Consider the following 24,222-nt stretch of genomic DNA (forward strand, 5'->3'; position numbering starts at 1 on the left):
GGCCGTTTGCTCCCCAATTTCGCGCGATTGACAACAGCCGCCGGAAAACAGGATTATCTCGTATGCCGAGGACTTACAGCAGTGGCGGACGGGTTCCGCGAGGGGCACCCGGGCGAGCCCTGGGAGGGCCGCCCTTGCCAGAGGTCCACACCCTCCGGGAACGTTTCGGGGCTCTGAAGAACCTTTGGCCATTCCTGTTGATGGTATGGCGGACAAGTCCGCAGCTGACTGCGGCATCGCTCGTCCTGCGTCTGGGCCGGGCGCTCCTGCCCGTTATAACGCTGTTCGTCGGCAAGCTCATCATCGACGATGTGGTCTTGCTGGTGCAAACGCCGAACAAGCCGGAAACTCTGTCGCAGTGGCTGGACAGCGGCCTCCTGAATTGGCTCGGGCTGCTTCTCCTCGCCGAATTCGCGCTTGCGGTTCTGTCGGATATTCTTGGGCGGGTCGTATCCCTGATCGACAGCCTGCTATCGGAGCGCGTGTCCAATAGCTCGAGCGTTCGCCTGATGCAGCATGCGGCAACGCTTGATCTGGAGGATTTCGAGGACGCCGAGTTTCAGGATCAGCTCGAGCGAGCCCGTCGCCAGTCGAGCGGGCGCATGACCCTGATGGGGCAATTGCTCAGCCAGGCACAGGACATGGTGACGGTTGCGAGCTTTGCCGCCGGCCTGATCGTCTATGCACCCTGGCTCATAGTTCTGTTGTTTCTTGCCCTGGTTCCGGCCTTTCTGGGCGAGGCGCATTTCAACGCCCAAAGCTATTCGCTCGATTTTGTTCGCACGCCGGAGCGGCGCGAACTCGACTATGTGCGGCAGACCGCAGCGAGCGTCGAAACAGCCAAGGAAGTCAAGATCTTCGGGCTGCACAGTTTCCTGATAGACCGCTACGTGCGTCTCGCCACCGATTTCTATGCGGCCAATCGCGTGCTCGCGTTGCGCCGTGCCAGCTGGGGCGGCCTCTTCACCGCGATGGGTACTGTCGGCTATTATCTGGCTTATGCCTATATCGTCCTGCGCACGCTGGGCGGCGAGTTTTCCATCGGCGATCTGACCTTTCTCGCCGGCTCGTTCCGGCGCCTGCGCACCCTGCTCGAAGGGCTTCTGACAAGCTTTTCCAGTACGGCAGGACAAGCGCTCTATCTCGATGATCTGTTCGCCTTCTTCGAGGTCAAGCCCGAAATCCTCTCGCCGGAAAATCCACGTCCTTTCCCGCATCCGATCCGTCAGGGCTTCGTGTTCGACGATGTCGGGTTCATCTATCCCGGCGCCGAGCGCTGGGCGGTCCGCCACCTCAGTTTCACGTTGCATGCGGGCGAAGTGGTGGCGCTTGTCGGTGAAAATGGCGCTGGCAAGACGACCCTGGTGAAGCTTCTCACCCGCCTTTACGACCCGGATGAAGGCCGTATCCTGCTCGATGGCCATGATCTGCGCGAATATGATCTTGAGGCGCTGCGGGGCAATATGGGCGTGATCTTTCAGGATTTCGTGCGCTACAATCTCAGTGCTTCCGATAATATTGCGGTTGGCCGGATCGCCTACCGGGACGATCATGAACGCATCGCGCAAGCGGCGTCGCGCAGCCAGGCGGATGCTGTCATTGCCAAGCTCCCCGGTCAGTACGAGCAGATGATCGGCAAGCGTTTCAAGAACGGCGTTGAGCTATCGGGCGGCGAATGGCAGAAGATTGCCATCGCCAGAGCCTATATGCGCGAGGCCGAGGTCCTGATCCTCGACGAGCCGACAGCGGCGCTCGATGCCCGCTCCGAGTTCGAGGTGTTCCGGCGTTTCAAGGAACTCAGCGAAGGCAAGACGGCAATTCTCATCTCGCATCGTTTCTCCAGCGTGCGCATGGCCGACCGTATTCTCGTTCTCGCCGATGGCAAGGTCGAAGCTGCCGGTACGCATGAGGAACTTGTCGCGCAGGCCGGGCGCTATGCCGAGCTTTTCGAGTTGCAGGCCGCGGGCTATCGCTAACCCTCAGACGCGCAGCAGCAAGCCTGCGCTGTTTTCCCTGGAGACCATGCTGTACCACCCGGGGACGTAGCTGTCCGTATGGGAGCACGCGCGGGCAATCCCGGGATGTTCTTTCGCCCATCTTCTCAAAGCAATCCAGGCGGGACTTTCCGTGAATGACCGCGGACGGATCCTTCCCGAAATCGGGATACCGAATTCCCGGGCGACAATTTCGACGTCTTCCTCGGAAAAAAGCGGCAGGAGGATATGCGGCTCGTTGTATTTGCAGATCGCATAGTAGGATCTGCCGGTACCCTTGGAGATCGAGAGTGCCGCGCCCAAGGGAACACCACGACCATAGGTGCGGTTCTCAAGCATTTTCAGACACGGACCCTCAGCAGAAATGGATCCTGTGAAGATACGGCCGCAAATTTCCACTCTATGAAATTCATGTCTGTCGGGCATGCTGTTCCCCCATGATTAACCATGACGCAGGCACGCTTGACAACTTGGCGAATCATACACGAATCCCGGCATTTAACCAGCTTGGGGCGGCCCTCCGCACGGCGTTGAACAGCTTTCGTCGAGTTGGTGTCACATTTTTGAATCATACTGTGTTGAAATATCTTGGCTTCGATCAGCAAAAGGAGATACCGCCGTGAACGATAAAGTCTTCCACGTCCTGTTTCTCTCGCATCGCAATTCTGCAAGGAGCATGATGGCCGAGGCGATTCTCAATCGCATCGGAAAGCCCCACTTCGTCGCCTATAGTGCCGGCACGGAGCCCGGGGAGGCGATCGATCCTGAAACGAAGGAATTACTCGAGCAGACCGGCTTTGCGGTGGATGGCCTGCACCCCAAGCATTATCGCGAATTCGGCCTTGAAGGTGCGCGTGACCTGGATTTCGTTTTCACGTTGAATGATGACGCCGCGGGCGAGCCCATGCCTGAATGGCCGGGCGTTCCGGTCACGGCCCATTGGGAGTCATCCGATCCTGTCCAGGCCAGCGGTGAACCATGGGAGCGCAAGCAGGCGTTTTCCCGCACGATGATGGAACTTGATCGCCGGTTGAAGATTTTCATCAACCTTCCGCTCAAATCGCTCGATCGCATGAGCATCCAGCATCACGTCGATGAAATCGGCAAGTCAACATAACTATCTACAATGTGACTTGCGGAAAGCTGCCGCCGCTTTTGCGCCATGAATTTTTCATCCGTCTGACATGGCCGCCGATTATCTTTCGGGTACGCGAATCAAACCTGATCGGTAAAGCAGATGAACACAGCAAATCGCTGGACGCCGCACTGGGCGATCCATCCTGGCGAGCATTTGCGTCAGTGCATCGAATGTAACGGTCTTTCGACCGAAGATTTTGCGCGGCGCGTCGAGATGCCCGTGGCAATCATCGACGCCATCATTGCCGGCCAACATCCGATTACGCTCGACATTGCGACACGCATCGACAGAACGCTGGGGATCATGCCCGAGCTCTGGTTTGTGCTTCAGTCCAGATGGCTGCGCTATCAGGAGACATTTCAGGCCTCGGCTTAGACGGCGTTCTGTCCTCGCCAATTGGGGCAATTGGCGAGGCGGCTTAACTGTAACGTACTTCCGTACAAACGTATCCTGTACAACCATGCCGATCCAAAAGACGGAGGGACGGCATGCGAAAACTCCTGTTTACACTGCTGGCTCTGGGAGCGATATCATCGACCGCTCATGCCTTCTCGCCCAAGGAATTGACACAGCGCACCATAGAGCGACGAGCCGTGGAGGCCGTCATCTGGGGAATTCCGGCCGTCAACTACGATTTGATGTTGCAGGAGATGCTGACCAAGACCAAAGGCAAGGTCAACGAGATCGTCTACTGGTCGCGCCCACTCGATTGGCACAATCAGACGCTGACGCCAAATCCCGATGCGATCTATCTCATGACCTTCACCAACACGAAGGATGTCGGACCAGTCGTGATCGAGGTTCCTCCGGCCGAAGGCGGATCGATCAATGGCAATATCGTCAATGTCTGGCAGATGGCACTGGAGGATGCTGGGCCGTCTGGAGCAGACCAAGGCAAGGGTGGCAAGTATCTGGTGCTTCCCCCGAACTATGCCAAGAAGATTCCAGACGGCTATATTCCCCTCCACTCCGATACCTTTGGCGGCTACGCCCTGCTACGATCCAACCTGCCCAGTCACAGCGATGCCGATATCAAAAAATCGGTTGAATATGCGAAGCGCCTGAAGGTCTATCCGCTATCGCAGGCCGCAAACCCTCCCGAAACGATCTTCACCGACGCGGAGGGCGTCGTGTTCGATTCCACGATCCGTTACGACGCCAGCTTCTTCAAGTCCCTCGACCGGATCATCCAGACCGAGCCTTGGCTGTCGCGCGACCGGGCAATGATCGACCAGCTCCGATCGCTCGGCATCGAAAAAGGCAAATCATTTTCACCGACACCCGCCACTACCAGACAACTTGAGGCAGGAGTTCAAGAAGGCCGCGAGTGGCTGGATGAGAAGTACGACACAAGTCTCATTCCATTCTACGAAAAGAGCAGGTGGAACTATGCGGGAAGTCCGGAACTGGTGAAGAGCGCACAGGCATCGTACGATGAACCTGACACCTACCCAGTCGATCTGAGAGGCTTGGCATACAGCTATGCTTTCGTCGGATTAAAGCGAATGGGAACGGGTCAGTTTTACCTGATTTCGATCAAGGACAAGGACGGCCACGCCTTTGATGGCTCAAAGACGTATCGCCTCAACGTCCCCGCCAATGTGCCTGTCGAGCAATATTGGTCGCTGACCGCCTATGATCGGGAGACCCACGCGCTGATCCGCAATATGCCTCGCGCAAGCCGTTCATCGCAAATCTCCGAACTGCAGGAAAATGCGGACGGGTCCGTCGACATATTCCTCGGACCAAAGGCGCCGAAGGGCAAGGACGCCAACTGGATTCCGACCGATGAAAAACGGGATTTCGAGCTCATGTTCCGTCTCTACGCCCCGACCAAAGCGCTGTTCGACAAGACTTGGGTCCTTTCGGACGTCGAGCAGGTGAAGAAGTGATCGGCAAAGTCCAATTTGGGAGGTCCGGATGTCTATCAAATCTCTTCTGACGATTGGTATCGCTGCGTTGACCTTTGCCAGTGGCGCGTGTGCCAAAGAGCTGCTCAATGGCCCCGTCGAAACCCGGATCGGGCGGATCGACCTTCAGGCCGGCTATCCGAGCGCGAGTTCGGTGAAGAAACTCTACGACGAGATCGATTTTCAGCGCGCCTCACAAGCCTATATATGGGCGACACCGGTCGTGTCGATGGAGGCCATCCGGCGGGCCAACAAACGCGACTGGCGGGTCGACTACAACGAGGTCGGGCTTGTTGATGGCTACACGACGCCCATCGTCGCCGCCCTGACAGCAAACAACACGACCATTTATGCGGTTGTTTTCACCGACCTGGGCCGTGATGGCCCGGTTGTTATCGACATTCCGACCGGTGTCTACGGTGTTATCGATGACTTTTGGCAACGGCCCGTCGTCGAGGTGGGCCCGTTTGGACCTGACAAGGGGAAAGGCGGAAAATTCCTGCTGCTGCCGCCGGGATACACGGGCGCTGTCCCGGACGGATATTTGACGGCAAAATCGAAGACAAACCAGACGATGCTGGTCGGCCGTGCTTTTGTGAAAGACGGCGACATCAAGTCGGCTGTGAATACCCTCGCAGGGATCAAGGCCTACCCGCTTTCCAAGGCCGGCAATCCTCCTGAGACTCGTGTCATCCATGCGGGCGACCGCGCGATGAACTCCATCCCGCCCAAAGGGTTTGAGTATTGGCAATTTCTTGCCGATGCCTTGAACAAGGAGCCTGTGGAAGAGCGTGACCGTTTCTTCCACGCCATGCTCAAGCCGCTCGGCATCGAAAAGGGAAAGCCATTCGAACCAGATGCCCGCCAGAAGAAAATATTGTCTGATGCGGCCGATGTTGGGTTCCTGATGGCCCAAACACTAAGCATGGCTCCGCGCCTGACCAATGCATCCTCCTATCCAGGAACGCACTGGGAATGGGTGCTCACCCTCAATCCGGATCAGGAAGCGCCCGGCTATAGCCAACTCGATGAGCGTACCGACTACACCTTCGAAGCTATAACGGTAGCCGAAGGCATGGTGAAGACCATCGTCGGTGCGGGCTCGCAATATATGAGCGCGGCCAAGGACAAGGATGGCGCGTGGCTGGATGGCGGGAAAAATTACACTCTGTATGTACCTGCAAACGTACCCGCCAAGGAGTTCTGGGCCGTGACCGTCTATGACGTGCTCACGAGGTCAATGATCAAGACCGACACTATGAAGGCCGGTGTTTCCAGTCACGATAAGCTCAAGGCCAATGACGACGGTTCCATCGATATCCATTTCGGTCCAAAGGTTCCGAAAGATGGTGTAAATTGGGTCAAGACGATCCCGGGCCGAGGCTGGTTTGCCTATTTTCGGTGGTATGGACCGACCGAACATTTCTTCGACAAAAGTTGGACGTTGCCCGACATTGAACGCCGAGGCTGAGCACACAATTGGCTGCTCCAGCTATGCCCGCCGCGGGGGGCTACTGCAGATCGAGTACCCAAGTTTGCCCCACCAGGTCCTGGCCGAAGGAATGATGCTTCTCCTCGTCGACCAGGCGGAATCCGGCTGCCTCGTATATGCGGCGCGCCGAGACGAGGACGTCATTTGTCCATAGCTTGATCTGCCGGTAGCCGGCCTCCTTCGCGCGCTCGACACAGGTTGCAACGAGCGTTCGACCGATACCAAGACCGCGCGCGCTCGGTTCGACATAGAGAAGGCGCAGCTTCGCGACTTCAGGATCCTCGGATCGGACGAGGAATATGGACCCGGCGATCGAACCGGCATGTTCGGCAATCCACGCGGCTTCGCGTTCTGGATTGAAATTGGCGACGAATTTCGACAGGATTTCAGCGACCAGCGCTTCATATGTCCAGTCCAGGCCGTATTCCTGATGGTAAAGCACTGCTTGTCGGTGGATGACCCAGCCGAGATCGCCGGGCTGGAGGCCGCGATATGTCACCTCGTCCGGCACATGGTTTTCGGCATTGATAAGGTTTCTGATCTGACGCATGGACGATACGAGCTGCCTGCGGGCATCGTCACCCAACGGTGCAAGGATTTGCTCCATCTGAAGCTGCGAGCGCCGGTTAAGGCCGGAGAAGACCTCCTGGCCCGCCGGAGTCAGCGTTATGAGACGCTGCCGTCCATGTGTTGAGCTGGCATGAACGCGCACGAGCTTGCGCTTTTCGAAGCGTGAGACGATGCGGCTGAGATGGGCCTTGTCCATGTGCAGACTGCGACCGATATCGGCGGCCGTCTGTTCGCCATTGTTGGCAAGTTCATATAATACTCGGCCCTCTGCCAAAGTGTAGTCGCTGGCAAGCAGGTGCTTGTCGAGCAGTCCGATTTCCCTTGTAAAAAAGCGATTGAAACTACGAAATTCGTCAACTGCGTTCATGTTATTCGCTCTATGTTGTCAGTGACAACATCATATGCATTTCGCTTGGGATCGCAAGATGGAAATGTGATGACGGCAGCCAATGGAAAGAGGCTTACGTGGCCTTCGCCGCCGCCCTGCCGGCCGTCCGGCCCGAGAAGATCGAGCCGCCGAGGAAGGTTCCTTCAAGCGAATTATAGCCATGCATGCCGCCGCCGCCAAAGCCGGCTGCCTCGCCGGCTGCATAGACCCCGGCCAGCGCTTCGCCGTCAGCCTGCAACACACGCGCATTCAAATCCGTCTCGATGCCGCCAAGCGATTTCCGTGTGAGGATGCTCAGGCGTACCGCGATCAGCGGCCCATGTTTCGGATCGAGTATCTTGTGCGGCGGCACCACGCGAACGAGGCGATCGCCGACATAGTTGCGGGCGCCGCGGATCGCCGTGATCTGGGCATCCTTGGTGTATGGATTGTCGACTTCGCGGTCGCGGGCCATGATCTGCGCCTGCAATTTGTCTTCATGGATCAGATTGTCGCCAGTCAGCGCGTTCATGCGGCGGACAAGTGCGGAGAGGTCCCTTTCGACGATGAAATCCTCGCCATTGTCGAGGAAAGCCTGCACGGGAGCGGGGACACCGCCTAGGGCGCGCTTGAGCACCTGCCTCCAGCTCTTCGAGGTGAAGTCCGGATTCTGTTCCGAGCCGGAAAGCGTTATCTCTTTCTTGGCGATCGTCTGGTTCAGCACGAACCAGGAATAATCATAGCCGCTCTTCATGATATGGCGGAGCGTGGACAGCGTATCGAAACCGGGCAGGCATGGCGCGGGCAGGCGGTCGCCACTAGCGTCGAACCACAGCGACGACGGGCCGGGCAGAATGCGGATGGCGTGCTTTGTCCAGATAGGGTCCCAATTGTTGACGCCTTCGACATAGTGCCACATGCGGTCTTCGTTGATGAGATGGGCTCCGGCTTTCTCAGCGACGCCCAGCATCAACCCGTCGACATGGTCCGGTACGCCGCGGATAAGATGCTTCGGCGTTCCGAGCCGCGCCGGCCAGTTCTTGCGCACCAGATCGTGATTGCCGCCGATACCGCCGCTGCAGACAATGATCGCTTGCGCCTTCAGCGCGAACGATCCGGTGGCAACACGGGAACTCGGTTCACTGCGCCTGACCTCGCTCGGCTGGAGGACTTCGCCTTCGACCCCGTCGATCATCCCGGCGTTTTTCACCAGCGCCGTTACGCGGTGCCGGAAGCGAAAAGTGAGGAGACCTTTGTCCTCGGCTTCGCGAGCCCGGCGAATAAACGGCTCGACTACGCCGAGACCCGTGCCCCAGGTGATATGAAAGCGCGGAACGGAATTGCCATGTCCTGTGGCGAGCGATCCGCCGCGTTCAGCCCAGCCGACGACCGGAAACCAGCGCATGCCTTGGGCATGGAGCCATGCGCGTTTTTCACCCGACGCAAAATCGATATAGGCCTCCGCCCATCTGCGCGGCCAGTGATCTTCAGGCCGGTCGAAACCGGCCGAGCCCATCCAGTCCTGCAATGCGAGTTCGGGTGAATCCTTGATGCGCAGACGGCGCTGCTCGGGGGAGTTGATGAAGAATAATCCACCGAAGGATCGCCAGGCCTGGCCCCCGAGTGTCTGTTCCGGTTCCTGATCGAGGATGATCACCTTCTTGCCGGCATCGGTAAGTTCCGTTGCCGCGACGAGCCCGGCTAGACCCGCGCCAATGATGATCGCATCCGCATCGTAACCCATTGCCGACTTTCCTCCCGAGCGTATTCGCGTAGCAGAAAAAGCGGGAAAGCTAAATTGTCATTGCGGAAGAGTTTTAGACGAAAAGAAGCCGATCTGGCGTAGGAACCTTCGATTCCTATGCAAGAATCGTCAATTCCGGGATGATTTTGTCTACTGTAGATTGAAAATTACGTGTGGCTGGTTGTTTTGGTTGGTCGAGCTATCGGACTTCCACCTTTTCTAAACTCTGTAACAGGGCTTGAAGCGGTTGGGGACGATGAAACAGAAAGCCTTGACCATAGCCGATACCAAGCGATTTAAGGATGTCGACCGCCTGCAGATCCTCGATATGTTCGGCAATAACATCAACACCAAGTTCGCGCGCGATACCGTTGATGGAAGCAACAACCGCTTGATCGAGCCGGCTTTTGGACAATTTTTCGATAAATGCCCCGTCTATTTTGATACTGTCCACCTTGAAATGGTGTAAGTATCCGAATGAACTGAGGCCGGTGCCAAAATCATCGAGACTTATACGACATCCGGCTGCGCGTGCCTCCCTAACGAAGTGTTCTGCCGCCTCGTAATTATTTACCGCAGTGGTTTCCGTAATCTCGAATATCAAACGGGACGGAGAAACTTTGGTTTTTTCAATCGTTGACTGTAGAAATGGCCAGAGTGTGGGATCGCTTATTGTATTTGCAGATAGATTTATTGCGAGCGACACGTTCTTCATCTGCATCAATTTTGGGCCATAGGTCTCAAGCGTGTGCTGGATAATCCAGCGGTCGACTATACCCATAAGGCCGAAGCGTTCCGCAGCGGGAATGAACTCGGCGGGTGCAATGATTTCCCCGTTTGCTCCGGTCATCCTCGACAGTATCTCGATACAGATGCTGTGGTCGTCTGTATTGGAGATTGCTCTGATCTCCTGGCCGTAAACTTGCAGTCGTCCTTCGGACAATGCTTCCAGAATTCCAGAGGCGGCCTGAATACTTGCGAGGTTCTGTCGGGCCGCGCCAGTATTGATATTGTAGATGGCGCTGCGATTGCGGCCTTCCGCCTTTGCGGCGTAACATGCAGCATCGGCGCGGGCGATCGCCTCGGCGAGGGTGACGCCCGGTTCATCGAGTGCCGCTATTCCAACGCTGGCGCCAATGTTCTGGATTTTTCCGTCCCAAGGCAGCTGAATGGTTCTTATCTCGCTTATCAAGCGCTCGGCCGCCTCTTCCGCCTCCTCAAATTTGCCGATCGGAAGGAGAACAGCAAACTCATCGCCACCAAGGCGTCCTATGATGGCGGAGTCGGGTAAGGCATTGTTCATGCTCGATGTTGCCATTTTGAGCAAAGCATCGCCTGCCGCATGACCAAGCGTGTCATTGACCATCTTGAAGCGGTCGAGGTCTATGTAAAGCAGCACATGCGGAGCTCGATCGCCGCTTTTTTCGATCAGCGCCGATACGGCCGATTCGAATGCCGTCCGGTTCAAAAGGCCCGTCAACGCATCATGGGTTGCCGCGTGGGAAAGCTCTCTCTGCAGGTTTCGAGCGCTCGTGACATCCTGAATTACCAGCACAGATCCGGTTATCGCGCCTGTCAGATCGAAGAGCGGGGAGGCGATATCCCTCAGAGAACGCCGTCCTCCATCCGACCGGACAAAGAGAGCGTTTTCAGCGCTCTCCACGGTCTGGCCGATTTGCATTGCACGGCTCGTCGTAGATGCAAGGGTCGTGCCGGTTCCTTCATCGATGAGATTGAGGACATCTTCCAGTCGTGAACCGATGAGTTCCTGGGCATTAAGCAACAGTAATCGTTCCGCCGCTGGATTGGCAAACGTAATATTGTTCTCAACATCGGTAGTAAGAACCGCATCGCCAATGGACTGGAGTGTGATGCGATAGAGGTCCTTTTCCCGGGCAAGCGCCTCTGCGTTCAGGACCTCTTCTGTTATATCCCAGATGCTACCCATCAACATGTCGGGCATCGTTTCATGACGGACACGCCGCGCTAGGGCGAACACATGGCGGACTTCGCCATCAGGTTTGATGATCCGGTAGCTCGTCTTCATGGGCTCGCCGGTTTCAAACGTGGATTCTATCTCACGCTCGGCTCTCGCAGCATCGTCCGGGTGCAAAAGATTATGCCACGTGGCGCGGGGTACTTCATCGGGGCCTGGGCCTATGCCGAAGATCTCGCGCATGCGGCGATCCCACAAGACGATCTCGGTCTCGCTGTTGAAATGCCATAGCCCAACCTGGCCAGCGTCGAGCGCGAGTTGAATGCGCTCGTTCAGCAATGTCAGTTCCAGTTCGGCGTTCTTCTGATCGGTTATGTCCGTCTGGACGCCGATCATTCTCGATGGGTGACCATTTTTGTCCCATTCGACAACACGGCCTCGGTCGAGAACCCACACCCAGTGACCATCCTTGTGGCGCAGTCTGAACTCGGTTTCAATCTGCGACGTTTCGCCGGAAATATGCCGTTCGCCACTTTCGATTGCACGCTGCTTGTCATCAGGATGTATGAGTGTCAGCCAAAGATCGCTGCTATCGCCGAGCTCGTCTTCACGATAGCCCAGCATTTTCTTCCACGTAGCTGAATAATAGCACTGCCCGGTGGTAAGATTGGAATCCCAAACACCGAGGCCGGCGGATTCAAGCGCGAAGCTCCACCGGTTTGCCTCGGCATCGGCGGGCGTTAGGGAAGGTCTTGAGTGCAGGCGCATATTCCGAACGTCTGTCATGCCTGAAGCTAACATGAAAAGCAGAAAAATACAGTTAATGTCTTCGCAGGAATACGGCTCGAAGTGTTCATCATTGGAGACAATTATCGGCTTCAGCTTCAATATTATAGCCAGTAAAAAGATGTATCCACCTATAATGGTATCTTCGCGATCCGTGGCTTAAGGCAAGTGTCTCAGGTTGAGCTGGCATCGAAATTGCTTGCTTGTCATTGCAGACATCGAATGGAAAGATGACTGAATTGATGTTTCAAAGCCGGAAGGATCGCTGGTGTTATGACAAGCGCAGTTGAAAAAGGAAGCACAATAGCCAATGGAGATGCAATTCTCTCCGTTGAAAATCTGACGGTGGATCTGCCGCAAGGCATGGAGCGGCGCTACGCTGTGGAAGATATTTCTTTTGAACTGCGACCTGGCGAAATTCTTTGCATAATCGGCGAGTCTGGATCGGGAAAGTCAGTCACCGCAAATGCAATCATGGGCCTGCTGCCATCGTCCATTCGAGCCAGCAAAGGCGCGATCCGCTTCAAAGGCGTCAATATCCTCGATGCCAAGGACGAATATGTGCGCGGATTGCGCGGGCGTGCTGTTTCGATCATCTTCCAGGATCCTCTCTCTGCACTCAATCCCTTGATGACGGTCGGCGCGCAGATCGCCGAGGTCATGGAGGTGCACAATGTCGGCACTCCCGAAACGCGGGCAAAAGCGGTGCTGGATCTGCTCGATGAGGTAGGTCTGCCAGACCCGTTGCTTATGCAGCACCAATATCCTTTTCGGCTGTCCGGCGGACAGCGACAGCGTGTGATGATCGCGATCGCCCTGGCTCTTGGTCCTGATGTATTGATTGCCGATGAACCGACGACGGCACTCGATGTAACAACGCAGGCTCAGATCCTGGAATTGATCCGCAAGATCCAGCGCGACAAGCACATGAGCGTCATGTTCATCACGCACGACTTCGGTGTCGTGGCCGAGATCGCTGATCGCGTCGTCGTCATGGAAAAGGGCAAGATAGTCGAGCAGGGCAAAGCCGACGACGTCCTCAACCATCCATCGCATCCCTATACGCAGCGCCTTACAGCAGCCGTGCCTCGAATGCGCGACAAGGACAGAGCGAGCGATGCAGAAACCCCAGTCGTGCTTGACGTGCAAAAGCTCAACAAAATCTATACGAGCGGCGGCAGCTTTTTTACCAAGGGCCGCAGGGTGCATGCGGTCAATGACGTGAGTTTTACGATCCGCAAGGGCCGCACGCTCGGCGTCGTCGGAGAGTCCGGTTCTGGAAAGTCCTCTCTTGGGCGGGTGCTGCTCAAGCTGATGGATGCCGATGGCGGCAAGATACTGTTCAACGGTCAGGACATCGCACCGCTGGACGCCAAGGAATTCCGGTCGATGCGCCCCTATATCCAGATGATTTTCCAGGATCCCTTTGCGTCACTCAATCCCCGCCACACAATCGGACAAATACTGGTCGTCGGACCGATGGCGCACGGCGTCAGCGCCGCCGATGCAAGAGCAAAGGCGGTGCAGCTCCTTGAACTTGTTGGCCTGGATGAAGGCGCTTACGATCGCTACCCGCACGAGTTTTCAGGTGGGCAGAGACAACGTATTGGTATCGCTCGCGCCCTGATGTTCGATCCGGTGCTTCTCGTCGCCGATGAGGCGGTGTCAGCCCTCGATGTTTCCATCCAGGCTCAGATACTTGAGTTGCTGACGAAAATTCAAAAACTCCTCCACGTGGCGATGATCTTCATCACCCATGATTTGCGCGTAGCCAGCCAGATCTGTGATGACATCGCAGTCATGTATCGCGGCGAGATCGTAGAATTCGGACCGCCCTCGCAAATCTTCCGCAGTCCGGCGCACGCGTACACTCAGCGGCTGGTCTCGGCAATTCCAGGCAGCCAGTGGGAACCTGCTGCCTGATTTTTGGGCTTGGAGTGCTTTTTTGATGCCCGTTTGGCTCGTCAAACGGGCAATTTCTTTGTTTGCTCGGTATTCCTGCAACATCACATAAAAAAATAGTTGCATTTGTCCACTATTTGCCGAAGCATGTATAGAAAGCTGCATAACAAATTCAGAAGCCTTGGAATCCCGGATGCAATGCATCGTGTCGGGAGCGGAAGGAATTTGCCCGAATGCCGAAGATGATGCCGAAGCCGACCACGATTGAACATGTCGATCTCGACGTGCTCGAAGACACGTTGAGCTTCTACATCCGCACCATGAACATTGCGGTTTCCCGCGATCTTGATGCTCGTCTGGATGGATGCGACGTGGCGCGCGGAACCGGCAAGATTACAACGCTGCTTCTTGTGGACAGTCACCCCGGAATCCGCCCGTCGGTCATCGCGCAGATCATCATGAAAGACCGCTCGGCGATGGGTCGTCTCATAGAGCAGATGATCGAACACGATCTTCTCAGGCGGCAAATTTCTGCCAGTGAACGACGCGCGCAGGAGCTCTATGTCACTCCGAAAGGTGCGGAGCTTGCGGCCATGATCAGGCCGATTGTCACCAAGCAGTCAAAGGATTTCTTCTCGTTCATTGCGGAAGAAGAGCAGGCGCAAGTGATGGATATATTGCGCCGAGCGTACCGGAAGATGGTCGGCATGGCTGGGGAGCAACATTGATATGACGGAAGAACGTGTCGTCCTGATATCGGGGGCAAACAGAGGAATAGGGGAGGCGATTGCGCGCTTTCTTGGTGGTGCAGGATGGCGATTGTCGCTGGGCATGCGCAGCCCGCAATTGCCTGACTGGGCTGATCCGGATCGCGTGCAGGTCGTTGCCTATGATGCAAGCGATCCTTCGGCAGAAGCCGCATGGACGGAGCAAGCCTTAGTGAGGTTTGGCCGTATCGACGCGATAATCGCCAATGCCGGCATCATGATTCCGAAGAACGTGATCGAGGCAGATGATGCGGATCTCGATGCCATGCTGGCGATCAATGTCAAGGCGCCGCGCCGGCTCGCGGCCGCGGCTTGGGGCGCGCTTGGCAAAAGCGGGCGAGGACGCGTTATCATCCTTGGCTCGCTGTCCGGCAAGCGAGTGAAATCTTCGACTGCCAGCCTTTACTCAATCTCCAAGTTTGCGGCCGTGGCTCTGGCCCATGGCATTCGCCATACGGGTTGGGACCTCGGTATACGCGCAACTGCTCTTTGTCCTGGGTTTGTCGCAACCGACATGGCGCGCGCTCTGACCAACCGTGCTGACAATCTGCTGACCGATCCCGGCGACATCGCCCGTATCACGGCAATGCTGCTCGATCTTCCAAATGAGGCGAGCGTTGCCGAATTCACCATCAACTGCCAGTTAGAGGAATGCTATTAAATGCCCGGTCCCCATGTCGTGCGCGTGCACGGCGATGAAAATCTGCCTGAAAAAGTCGATGTGGTTGTCATCGGCGGCGGCATTATCGGAACGTCTACGGCGCTGGAACTTGCCGAGCGCGGTCACAAGGTTGCTTTGTGTGAAAAAGGGGGCATCGGTCAGGAACAGTCGAGCCGCAACTGGGGCTGGGTGCGCATCTCCCGCCGTGACCCGCGCGAAGTTCCGCTCATGGCTGAGGCGCTGCGCATCTGGTCCGGCTTCGACAAGAGACTTGGCCGTGACACGGGTTACAAACGCGCCGGCATCATATTCGCCTGCCCCGATGACAAATCCTATGACGAGCACGAGCGATGGGGCCACAATCTCGAAGGCTATCAACTGCCGAGCCGAATGGTGAGCGGCAAGGAACTCGAAGACCTTTTGCCTGGCGGTAGCATGAAACTCAAGGGCGCTCTGTATACGCCCGCCGATGGTCGCGCCGAACCGCAAAAAGCCGCACCCGCAGTTGCTGAAGCCGCGCGCGACAAGGGCGCGGCAATCCTTACGGAGTGTGCCGTACGCGGCATAGAGACGTCTGGCGGCAAGGTTTCGGGTGTTGTCACCGAGCGCGGACGCATCGCTTGCGACGCTGTCGTACTCGCCGGCGGCGCCTGGTCCAACCTCTTCTGCGGGCTTTACGGGATCGACCTGCCACAGCTGAAGGTGATGAATACCGTCATGCGCACGAAGCCGCTGGAAGGCGGTCCTGAATCGGCGCTTTGGTCCAAGGATTTTGCCATACGGAAACGCCAGGATGGCGGTTATACGATTGCCTCCGGCCACGAAAACATTGTCGACATCGTGCCAAAATCTTTCCGCTATGCATTTAAATTCTTGCCGGCGCTGAAAATGGAATGGGGATCGCTGTCGTTTCGCTTCGGCGGCCGTTTCTTCGACGAGGCGCGGCTACCGACACGCTGGAAGATGGATGAGGCGAGTCCGTTTGAGTATAACAGAGTCCTCGACCCCAAGCCTTCGCTGGATATGTCAAACAAAGCCTTCAATGGGCTCAAGGCGGCCTTCCCGGTCTTCAACAAGGCGGAGATCGCGCAGCGCTGGGCGGGCTACATCGATGTTACGCCGGATGCAATTCCTGTGATTTCCGCAGTGGATGAGATCCCCGGCTTTCACATCGCCACAGGGTTTTCGGGTCATGGTTTTGGCATTGGTCCGGCGGCAGGTCGACTGATGGCGGATATCGTTACCGGCCGCACGCCGGTCGTCGATCCCACAGATTTTCGTTTTTCCCGCTTCAGCGACGGATCGAAGGTGCGGCCACTCAGCGGTTTCTGAGATCGGCGTGGTTGAGGAGCCACGCCGTAATGAAAATGCTCTGCCGACTGGCAGATAGAATGCAAACAGGAACATTGAACACAAACCAATAAAGAAGGGAAACGACAATGTCTGATAAGCATCGAAATGCAATTCTCCACCCCAACCGGCGTCAGGCACTCGCCATGATGGGCATGGTTGGTGCAACTGGCCTGGTCCTGCCGGGAATTCTTGGAAGAGATAAAGCCTATGCCGCTCCGCCATCAGCGCCCAAGGGACAGGTGATTATCGGCTTCTCGCAGGAACCTACCGTCTTCAATCCGCATATGCTGCATATCGAAGTCGATGAGGGTATCCATTTCAGCGTCTTCGATCCGCTATTCAACGTCGACCCGGAAGGGAAGTTTACGCCCGCCCTGGCGGTTGAAGTTCCGACAGTCGAGAATGGCGGCATCTCCGCCGACGGCCTCAACTGGAAGGTGAAACTCCGCGACGGCGTGAAGTGGCATGACGGCAAGCCCTTCACCGCCGACGACGTAAAATTCACGCTCGATCTCGTCGTCGACAAGGATTTCCGTAGCGCGCGGCGCGCCGGCCACGACCAGGTACGTGACATCAAGGTTGTATCGCCGACGGAAATCACCTGGCGTATGGAAAAGCCGTATGCGCCCTATGCTTCCATCCTCGCGGCGACTTTTATCGTACCCAAACACATTCTGGAGCCAGAAAAAGACAGAAACACCGCACCGTTCAACAACGCACCCGTGGGTACAGGACCATTCAAATGGGTTGAACGCGTTGCAGGCGATCACATCGAGCTTGCCGCCAACGCGGATTATTATGGCGACGGTCCTTATCTCGAAAGGGTGATATACAAATACATCCCGGACCTCACCGTCCTCTACACGCAGTTCAAGACCGGCGATATCGATGTGACCGGCTTGCAGTGGATCACGCCTGACCACTACGACGAGGCAAAGGCGCTGGAAGGCAAGACGGTCCAGGTGGTTCCCGGCGGTACTGTCGAGTCCGTTACGTTCAATATGGAAAAGCCGCAGTTCAAGGACCCGGCCGTACGTCAGGCGCTCTATCATGCGCTCGACAAGACCACGATTATCGATGCGCTCTATTACGGTTTGCCGGCGCCCACCGAAACCTACATGCCGCAGCAGTCCTTCTACTTCAATCCCGACCTGCCAAAGCATGAATTCGATATAGAGAAAGCCAAGAAGTTACTCGACGATGCTGGCTGGAAACCGGGCGAAGATGGTATCCGCGCCAAGGACGGAGTCCGGCTTTCGTTCTCCAATTCGACCACGGCCGGCAATCATATCCGGGAACAGGTGCAGCAATTCATGCAACAATCCTTTAAGGACATCGGCGTCGAGATGACCATCTCCAACCTCCCCCCGGCTGTCATGTGGGGCGAATACTGGATGCAGTCGAAGTTCGACTCCGTCGTGGTCGGTCTCGATTTCCTTACCGGACCGGATCCCGATACGTCCGACTATTTCCTCACGAGCTCGATCAACGCAAAGGGAGGTGCGGGTCAAAACACATGGCAGTACTCCAATCCCGAAGTCGACAAGCTCCTTGCCGAAGGCGGGCAGGTCTTCGTGCCGGAAGACCGCAAGAAAGCCTACCTCAAAATCCAGGAGATCATGCGAGACGACCTGCCATTCCTGCCGATCTTCCAATACGCAACGATTCGTGGACGCAAGAAGGGCATGACCGGTTTCACGCCAAACGTGAACAATCGCATCGACTCCTGGAACGTCGGGACCTGGTACTGGGAGCAGGCATAGGATCTGCAGGGCCAGGGCAACGATCCCTGGCCCTGTCCTGCCTTCGAACCTCCATCGGAGATCGACGCAATGACACGCTACATATTGAACAGGCTCGGACAAAGCCTTGTGCTGCTCGTACTGGTATCCATGATCGGCTTTGCGGTGCTGAATCTGGCACCGGGCGGTCCGTTGTCGCAATTTGCGCTGACACCTGGCATGACGCAGGCAGACCTTGACCGTATTTCCGCACAGATGGGCCTCGATCGGCCACTGGTGGTACAATATGCGGACTGGTTCTGGCGCTTGCTGCGGGGCGATTGGGGCAGGTCGTTCAGAGACAGCCGCCCTGTTCTCGATGTCATTGGCGGTCACTTCGGCGCTACTTTGCTGCTCATGGGCACAGCAACGGTGATTTCGGTTACCATCGGGACCTGGGTCGGCATTAAGGGAGCGACCAAGCGCTACTCCATTTTTGACTACGCGGCGACAGTTGGCGCCATGGTGGCGCTGTCGATTCCGACGTTCTGGTTTGGACTTGTTGCGATTTACATTTTCTCATTGAAGCTCGGCTGGCTGCCGGCGGGCAACATGTACACGATCGGTAACGGCTCCTTTCTGGACTATGCCATTCATCTGATCATGCCAGCCATGGTTCTGGCATTGGTCGACGTGGCGGTCTGGAGCCGTTACATGCGCACCGCGACGCTCGACGTGATCAATCAGGATTTCGTTCGTACGGCGCGCGCCAAGGGCATGACGCCGCGGCGCGTATTGATGAAGCATGTCGTCGGCAACGCTCTGTTGCCGATGATAACCTTGGCGGGACTACAAGTTCCAACGCTCCTCGGCGGAGCGCTCGTCACAGAGACGGTGTTCACCTGGCCGGGCATGGGACGCCTTTTCCTCGATAGTCTCGGCTATCAGGACTACCCGGTGGTGATGGGCCTGCTGATGTTCTCGGCGATTCTCGTTCTTCTGAGCAACCTCGCGGCAGACTTGCTTACGGCATTCGTCGATCCGCGCATTCGGCTGACATAGGGAGATCGCGATGTCTGTTTCCTCAACGCCCATCAATCGCCCCATAAAGTCCGGTTGGTGGAACAGCCGGACCTTCCGGCGGTTTGTGCGGCACCGGCTCGCGGCGCTTGGTGTCGTGATGGTGATCCTGCTGACATTGGCATGCGTCATCGGGCCATATCTCCTCCCATACAATGATCTTTATATCGATCTTCGCGCGCGGTTTTCTCCCCCGCTGACCGGCTATCATTTTCTCGGCACGGACCCGCTGGGTCGTGACATTGCGGCGCGCCTTCTGATGGCGGGCAGGATCTCGATGCTTGTCGGTTTTGCCGCAATGATCCTGAGCACAATGATCGGCGCAACGATCGGCGTCGTCGCAGGGTATTACGGCGGACGAATCGGCACCGTCCTGATGCGGTTTGTCGATGCGGTCCTGTCTTTTCCCAGCATCTTCCTGCTTTTGGCGCTGGCTGCTTTCATCAAACCCAGTCCGATCATGATCACCGTGATCATCGCGATCACCAGTTGGATGGAAGTTGCACGCATCGTCGAGGCGGAAGTGCGCTCGCTGCGTGAGCGTGACTTCATCATGGCCGCACGTATGCTTGGCCTCAGCAATCGCTGGATCATGTTTCGCGAGCTGCTGCCGAATGCGATGGGACCGATCATCGTCGCCGCTACGCTGACCGTAGCCAGAGCCATACTTCTCGAAGCCTATGTGAGTTTCCTCGGCTATGGCATTCAGCCGCCGCTTCCGAGCTGGGGAAATATGCTCAATGGAGCGCAGCAATATTTGCAGTCCGCTCCTTGGCTGGCAATCATCCCGGGTGTGGCGATAACGCTCGCGGTCACCAGTTTCAATTTCATCGGCGATGGCCTCCGCGACGCGCTCGATGCGCGCAGCGACTTGAACTAGGGGAGGGCAGATAGTGCCGAAATTCTCGCCCTTCGAAGCGACGCTCTGGTATGCGACGGCGGCACCTGCGCCGGAGACATCGAAGTTGGGGGGCACAGTCAAGGCCGATGTTTGCATCGTCGGCGGGGGTTACACGGGCTTGACGACCGCACTGCAACTTGCGCGTTCGGGTGTGAAGGTCGTGCTCCTTGAGGCACAGGAGATCGGGTTTGGCGGCTCTGGCCGGAATGCGGGACACTGTACTCCGACGTTCACGCACTATAGCTTGCCGGAACTTCGCAAGATGCTGGGCGAGCCTTGGGCCGAACGGTTGATACAGCGTCAAACCCGGGCGAATGATCGCGTGGCGGATATGATCTCGCGTTATGACATTGACTGCGAATGGCAGCAAAATGGCTACGTGATGGGTGCGCATACGCCGAGTGCCATGACAACCATCGAAGAAAAGGCGCGGGATTATAACGCCGTTGGTGCGAAGACACGCGTGCTCGACAAACGCGAGGTCGAGGCAGTCACTGGAAGCTCGCGGTTCCATGGCGGTTGGTTTCATTCTGAAGCTGGGCATCTCAATGCCCTTGGGTATGCACGTGGACTGGCACGCGCCGTGATGTCGGAGGGCGGTACGGTCCATACGCATTCGGCTGTGACAAAGGTCGAGCGCGAGGGTGGAGGATGGGCGGTTAAAACGGCCGAAGGCAGTGTGATCGCACACAAGGTCATCTTTGGTACCGGCGCCTATACAGCCGGTGGCTGGCCGGGCTTAGAAAACACATTCAAGATTCAGCGTGTGTTCGTGGCCGCGACACAGCCACTGAGTGACGCTGCACGTAAAGCCATATTGCCGCAGAACACGACAATCCACGATGGGCGCGGCGACATTTTCGTCTACAAATACAACGCCGAAGGGCGCATCGTGGCATCGATGTTCCCCATGGGCCGGCGGGGCAAGGATTTGGCGTATACCAAGCAGGTAATGACTGATCGGCTCAAATGGCTTCATCCGCAAATCGATCGAGACATCCGTTGGGACTATTTCTGGTTTGGCGAACTCGACATGCAATATCGTACAGTTCCACGCCTTTACGATTTGGCTCCGGGTGTCGTCGCGCTAACTGGACTGTCCGGGCGCGGCGTGCCGACAGGCAGCATGTTAGGCGGCATTTTGTCGGAATGGGCCCTGGGCGTGCCTGACAGGGATTTGGCGCTCAAGCTTGAGCCGCTGACGGCGGCGCCGTTCTACATGAATTTTGGACCGCAACTGACGCTACGCTACTACCGCGTCAGGGATTGGCTCACCGCGAAGCGGGACCGCGCCGCACTCCCACCGCACGCCTGACACAGGCTGCATCGGCACTCGGGTGAGTCTAATTGTCAACAATTTACAATGATTGTTGACAATTTACATTCTACACCCTAGTTTTCTGACGGCGCAATATCCGGCCGAACTTTGCATATTCATCAGGAGACAAGACGCGTGAATTTATCTTCCGACATCACGGCACGGGCCATACGTTTTATCGAACGCACGACCTATGAGGACCTGCCGGAAGAAGCGCTTGTCGTTGGCCGCCGCTGCATGGTTGACACCGTCGGCCTCTATCTCGCAGGCAGTCGCGAAGCGTCGGTGCGCATCCTTATCGAAGACGCCCTTGCTCAGGGAGGTCGCGAGGATGCGCCTTTGCCGGGCAACGGATCGGCGAAAGTTCCCGCATCACTCGCCGCTCGCGTTTGGGGGACTGCCGGGCATGCTCACGATTGGGACGATACGCAAGTCTCCCATGACCCGGCCCATATCTATGGTCTGTTGACCCACCCCTCCGTTCCACCCCTTACTGCCGCACTGATCATTGCCAGTGAAAAAGGCAATGTGGATGGTCGCGATCTCATGCTCGCCTTCCAGCTCGGGTTTGAAGTCGAGTGCAAGATTGCCGAGTGGATGAAGCCGCGTCACTATCGCCGCGGACATCATACGAGCGGTACGGTTGGCACCTTTGGCGCGGCAGTTGCCGCTGCCAAGCTTCTGGGATTGACGGGAGACAAGCTCGCTCATGCACTCGGATTGGCGGCAAGTTTTGCTGCTGGCATTCGGGTGAATTTCGGTACCATGACCAAGCCGCTTCATGTCGGACGTGCGTGCGAAAACGGTGTCACTGCAGCACGTCTCGCCGCAGCTGGTTTCGAAGCGGATCCGTCCGCACTCGACGGCCCCTGGGGCTTCTTTTCGGTCATGGGCGAGGGCTTCGACGAGGGAAAGACCGCTGCGGGCTTCGGCGCTCCTTTGACCATTATCGAGCCAGGTGTCAGCATCAAGCCATACCCATCGGGTATTCTCACCCACCAATCCATGGACGCGATGCTGAAGCTGGTCCTGGATCACGATCTGAAACCTCAAGAGGTCGAACGCATCCGCTTCTTTGCCGGCAAAAATATCATCGAGCCTATTCGCTATCCAGTAGCGCAAAATCATCTCCAGGCTAAATTCTCGATGCCCGCCTTGCTCGCGATGATCGTGTTGTGCCGCCGGGCCAGTCACCATGAATTCGAGGACGCGTTTGTAGCCGGAGACGCCATGCAGGACCTGCAAGCGCGTACGGATGTCATCAACGATCTTGAGATCGATGCGCTCGGCTATGACAAGATCCGCTCGCGTATCGAGGTGATCACCAAGGACGGGCGTACCTTGATCCAATGGGCCGATGAGCGCTACCGCGGCGGGCCTTCCAACCCGATCAGCGATTCTGGACTTCAGGATAAGTTTCGCGTGTGTGCGGAGGGCGTCATTGACACCCCTTGCCAGGATGAACTGCTGGCACTGGTCCAGAGTATCGATAAAGGTGCTGATGTCGGAAGACTTGTTACACTCATCAGCGGCGAACGGGAACGCGTTACTGGATGACTTGAAGAGAGGGAAGCCGTTCTGAAGAAACGGTGCTTGAAAGGGAGAGAGACAATGAATTTCATGAAATCGATCGGCGTGGCGGCGCTCGGCCTTGCCACTGCCGCTATCTTATCCAGCGCAGCGGCTAAAGCCGATCCGCTGCCCTATCCCAATAAAGTTGTGACGCTGGTAACCCATTCCAGCCCTGGCGGCGGTAGTGACGTATTCCTGCGGGAAATGACGAAGTACCTGGGCAAGTATATCGGCGCTACTTTTATCGTGGAAAATGTCCAGGGCGGCAGTGGCGCGAAAGCCATGGCACGGGTTGCGACAGCGCCAGCCGATGGTAGTGTGTTCTACGCGACGACACCGACCTATATCTACACGTCGCTGATGAGCAAGCCGCAGAATACATACAAGGACATGGATCCGCTGGTGAATATCTTCGCCGATAGTGAGGTGATTTACACACGCACCGAGGGGCCTTTCAAGTCGCTGAAAGACGTCATCGACCATGCAAAGAAGGAGCGCGGACGTTGGGGCGCGGCCAATCCCGCATCGCTGGAACGTCAGGCAGCGGAGCAACTGAAGAAGGCGGCAGGCGTCACGCCTGCAATCGTTACCCACGAGGGTGGTGGCGACATGATGCTGAATGTTCTGAACGGCACACTCGACATCGGCATTGGCGAAATCCAGGAATTGCGCTCGCAGCTCGATGCCGGCAAGATCACTTTGCTTGCCACCTTCAATCCTGAGCGCATTACCGAGAAGCCGGACGTACCAACTGTGAAGGAATCGGGTTTCGACGTCAGTCTGGTCAAGTTCCGTGGCCTCGCCGGACCCAAAGGTATTCCGGAGGCCACGACTGCCATCTGGGACGAAGCTGTGAAGAAGCTGCTTGAAGATCCGGATTACAAGAAGGCCTACACGGCTGAAGTGCTCGTCCCTCAGTTTATCGCGCACAAGGACTATCCGGCTTTCATCGATAATTTCGGATCGACAACGGAAGCGTTTCTGAAGTCGACAGGCGCCATCAAATAATA

General features: G+C 56.8%; 19 protein-coding genes. 15 read left to right on the forward strand and 4 right to left on the reverse strand.

Annotation, left to right across the window (positions count from 1 at the left end):
• Nucleotides 1-62: 62 nt before the first annotated feature.
• The gene (locus tag PHA01_RS18855) at nucleotides 63-1,976 is read left to right on the forward strand and encodes an ABC transporter ATP-binding protein (RefSeq protein WP_271897910.1); all 1,914 of its coding nucleotides are present in this window, start codon (nucleotides 63-65) and stop codon (nucleotides 1,974-1,976) included.
• A gap of 3 nt (nucleotides 1,977-1,979) precedes the next feature.
• On the opposite strand, the gene PHA01_RS18860 is transcribed toward PHA01_RS18855, so the two are convergent.
• Nucleotides 1,980-2,420 carry a hypothetical protein gene (locus PHA01_RS18860; protein WP_271897911.1) on the reverse strand — a complete coding sequence of 147 codons (441 nt, stop codon included), beginning with the start codon at nucleotides 2,418-2,420 and terminating at the stop codon, nucleotides 1,980-1,982.
• Nucleotides 2,421-2,613: 193 nt separating this feature from the next.
• On the opposite strand from PHA01_RS18860, the gene PHA01_RS18865 reads away from it, so the two are divergent.
• The 4 genes from PHA01_RS18865 (at nucleotide 2,614) to PHA01_RS18880 (ending at nucleotide 6,513) form a co-directional block, all read left to right on the forward strand.
• Complete coding sequence (locus tag PHA01_RS18865) at nucleotides 2,614-3,111, forward strand: arsenate reductase ArsC (protein WP_271897912.1); 498 nt, start codon at nucleotides 2,614-2,616, stop codon at nucleotides 3,109-3,111.
• A gap of 120 nt (nucleotides 3,112-3,231) precedes the next feature.
• Nucleotides 3,232-3,507, forward strand: a complete 276-nt coding sequence (locus tag PHA01_RS18870; protein ID WP_114430524.1) for a helix-turn-helix transcriptional regulator — start codon at nucleotides 3,232-3,234, stop codon at nucleotides 3,505-3,507.
• A gap of 113 nt (nucleotides 3,508-3,620) precedes the next feature.
• Nucleotides 3,621-5,024, forward strand: a complete 1,404-nt coding sequence (locus PHA01_RS18875) for a DUF1254 domain-containing protein (protein WP_271897913.1) — start codon at nucleotides 3,621-3,623, stop codon at nucleotides 5,022-5,024.
• Between the two features lie 28 nt (nucleotides 5,025-5,052).
• A complete protein-coding gene (locus tag PHA01_RS18880; protein WP_271897914.1) occupies nucleotides 5,053-6,513 on the forward strand; it encodes a DUF1254 domain-containing protein in 1,461 nt (486 codons plus the stop codon).
• Between the two features lie 40 nt (nucleotides 6,514-6,553).
• Here PHA01_RS18880 and PHA01_RS18885 read toward each other — a convergent pair whose 3' ends face one another.
• The 3 genes from PHA01_RS18885 to PHA01_RS18895 all read right to left on the reverse strand — a co-directional run bounded on the left by PHA01_RS18885 (nucleotide 6,554) and on the right by PHA01_RS18895 (nucleotide 11,937).
• Nucleotides 6,554-7,471 (reverse strand): bifunctional helix-turn-helix transcriptional regulator/GNAT family N-acetyltransferase, encoded by a 918-nt coding sequence (locus tag PHA01_RS18885; RefSeq protein ID WP_271897915.1) that lies wholly within the window; start codon nucleotides 7,469-7,471, stop codon nucleotides 6,554-6,556.
• Nucleotides 7,472-7,565: 94 nt separating this feature from the next.
• Nucleotides 7,566-9,215 (reverse strand): FAD-binding dehydrogenase, encoded by a 1,650-nt coding sequence (locus PHA01_RS18890; protein ID WP_271897916.1) that lies wholly within the window; start codon nucleotides 9,213-9,215, stop codon nucleotides 7,566-7,568.
• A gap of 199 nt (nucleotides 9,216-9,414) precedes the next feature.
• Nucleotides 9,415-11,937 carry an EAL domain-containing protein gene (locus PHA01_RS18895; RefSeq protein WP_271897917.1) on the reverse strand — a complete coding sequence of 841 codons (2,523 nt, stop codon included), beginning with the start codon at nucleotides 11,935-11,937 and terminating at the stop codon, nucleotides 9,415-9,417.
• A gap of 273 nt (nucleotides 11,938-12,210) precedes the next feature.
• Between PHA01_RS18895 and PHA01_RS18900 the strand changes: the two genes are divergently transcribed.
• From PHA01_RS18900 to PHA01_RS18945, 10 genes are all read left to right on the forward strand, one after another.
• Nucleotides 12,211-13,860, forward strand: coding sequence for an ABC transporter ATP-binding protein (locus PHA01_RS18900; RefSeq protein WP_271897918.1), 1,650 nt, complete (start codon nucleotides 12,211-12,213; stop codon nucleotides 13,858-13,860).
• A gap of 224 nt (nucleotides 13,861-14,084) precedes the next feature.
• Nucleotides 14,085-14,567, forward strand: a complete 483-nt coding sequence (locus PHA01_RS18905; protein WP_417020990.1) for a MarR family winged helix-turn-helix transcriptional regulator — start codon at nucleotides 14,085-14,087, stop codon at nucleotides 14,565-14,567.
• A 1-nt stretch (nucleotide 14,568) separates the two neighbouring features.
• Nucleotides 14,569-15,267 (forward strand): SDR family NAD(P)-dependent oxidoreductase, encoded by a 699-nt coding sequence (locus tag PHA01_RS18910; protein ID WP_271897920.1) that lies wholly within the window; start codon nucleotides 14,569-14,571, stop codon nucleotides 15,265-15,267.
• A complete protein-coding gene (locus tag PHA01_RS18915; protein ID WP_271897922.1) occupies nucleotides 15,268-16,599 on the forward strand; it encodes an NAD(P)/FAD-dependent oxidoreductase in 1,332 nt (443 codons plus the stop codon).
• A 107-nt stretch (nucleotides 16,600-16,706) separates the two neighbouring features.
• A complete protein-coding gene (locus PHA01_RS18920) occupies nucleotides 16,707-18,383 on the forward strand; it encodes a peptide ABC transporter substrate-binding protein (protein ID WP_271897923.1) in 1,677 nt (558 codons plus the stop codon).
• 69 nt (nucleotides 18,384-18,452) lie between these two features.
• Complete coding sequence (locus PHA01_RS18925) at nucleotides 18,453-19,403, forward strand: ABC transporter permease (protein WP_112551378.1); 951 nt, start codon at nucleotides 18,453-18,455, stop codon at nucleotides 19,401-19,403.
• A 10-nt stretch (nucleotides 19,404-19,413) separates the two neighbouring features.
• Nucleotides 19,414-20,301 (forward strand): ABC transporter permease, encoded by an 888-nt coding sequence (locus tag PHA01_RS18930; RefSeq protein WP_271897924.1) that lies wholly within the window; start codon nucleotides 19,414-19,416, stop codon nucleotides 20,299-20,301.
• A gap of 13 nt (nucleotides 20,302-20,314) precedes the next feature.
• Nucleotides 20,315-21,637, forward strand: coding sequence for an NAD(P)/FAD-dependent oxidoreductase (locus PHA01_RS18935; RefSeq protein WP_271897925.1), 1,323 nt, complete (start codon nucleotides 20,315-20,317; stop codon nucleotides 21,635-21,637).
• A 138-nt stretch (nucleotides 21,638-21,775) separates the two neighbouring features.
• On the forward strand, nucleotides 21,776-23,197 hold the full coding sequence (locus PHA01_RS18940) for an MmgE/PrpD family protein (protein ID WP_271897926.1): 1,422 nt from the start codon (nucleotides 21,776-21,778) through the stop codon (nucleotides 23,195-23,197).
• Between the two features lie 54 nt (nucleotides 23,198-23,251).
• Nucleotides 23,252-24,220, forward strand: a complete 969-nt coding sequence (locus tag PHA01_RS18945) for a tripartite tricarboxylate transporter substrate binding protein (RefSeq protein WP_271897927.1) — start codon at nucleotides 23,252-23,254, stop codon at nucleotides 24,218-24,220.
• Nucleotides 24,221-24,222 lie beyond the last annotated feature (2 nt).

This window comes from Candidatus Phyllobacterium onerii, from assembly GCF_028331445.1.
Lineage (GTDB): Bacteria > Pseudomonadota > Alphaproteobacteria > Rhizobiales > Rhizobiaceae > Phyllobacterium > Phyllobacterium onerii.

Excerpts from the sequence above, each read along its gene's own strand:
- PHA01_RS18900 (WP_271897918.1), top strand. The coding sequence starts at position 12,211 with ATGACAAGCGCAGTTGAAAAAGGAAGCACAATAGCCAATGGAGATGCA.
- PHA01_RS18890 (WP_271897916.1), bottom strand. The coding sequence starts at position 9,215 with ATGGGTTACGATGCGGATGCGATCATCATTGGCGCGGGTCTAGCCGGG.
- PHA01_RS18880 (WP_271897914.1), top strand. The coding sequence starts at position 5,053 with ATGTCTATCAAATCTCTTCTGACGATTGGTATCGCTGCGTTGACCTTT.
- PHA01_RS18915 (WP_271897922.1), top strand. The coding sequence starts at position 15,268 with ATGCCCGGTCCCCATGTCGTGCGCGTGCACGGCGATGAAAATCTGCCT.
- PHA01_RS18930 (WP_271897924.1), top strand. The coding sequence starts at position 19,414 with ATGTCTGTTTCCTCAACGCCCATCAATCGCCCCATAAAGTCCGGTTGG.
- PHA01_RS18920 (WP_271897923.1), top strand. The coding sequence starts at position 16,707 with ATGTCTGATAAGCATCGAAATGCAATTCTCCACCCCAACCGGCGTCAG.
- PHA01_RS18925 (WP_112551378.1), top strand. The coding sequence starts at position 18,453 with ATGACACGCTACATATTGAACAGGCTCGGACAAAGCCTTGTGCTGCTC.
- PHA01_RS18875 (WP_271897913.1), top strand. The coding sequence starts at position 3,621 with ATGCGAAAACTCCTGTTTACACTGCTGGCTCTGGGAGCGATATCATCG.
- PHA01_RS18885 (WP_271897915.1), bottom strand. The coding sequence starts at position 7,471 with ATGAACGCAGTTGACGAATTTCGTAGTTTCAATCGCTTTTTTACAAGG.
- PHA01_RS18860 (WP_271897911.1), bottom strand. The coding sequence starts at position 2,420 with ATGCCCGACAGACATGAATTTCATAGAGTGGAAATTTGCGGCCGTATC.
- PHA01_RS18905 (WP_417020990.1), top strand. The coding sequence starts at position 14,085 with ATGCCGAAGCCGACCACGATTGAACATGTCGATCTCGACGTGCTCGAA.
- PHA01_RS18870 (WP_114430524.1), top strand. The coding sequence starts at position 3,232 with ATGAACACAGCAAATCGCTGGACGCCGCACTGGGCGATCCATCCTGGC.
- PHA01_RS18945 (WP_271897927.1), top strand. The coding sequence starts at position 23,252 with ATGAATTTCATGAAATCGATCGGCGTGGCGGCGCTCGGCCTTGCCACT.
- PHA01_RS18910 (WP_271897920.1), top strand. The coding sequence starts at position 14,569 with ATGACGGAAGAACGTGTCGTCCTGATATCGGGGGCAAACAGAGGAATA.
- PHA01_RS18855 (WP_271897910.1), top strand. The coding sequence starts at position 63 with ATGCCGAGGACTTACAGCAGTGGCGGACGGGTTCCGCGAGGGGCACCC.
- PHA01_RS18895 (WP_271897917.1), bottom strand. The coding sequence starts at position 11,937 with ATGACAGACGTTCGGAATATGCGCCTGCACTCAAGACCTTCCCTAACG.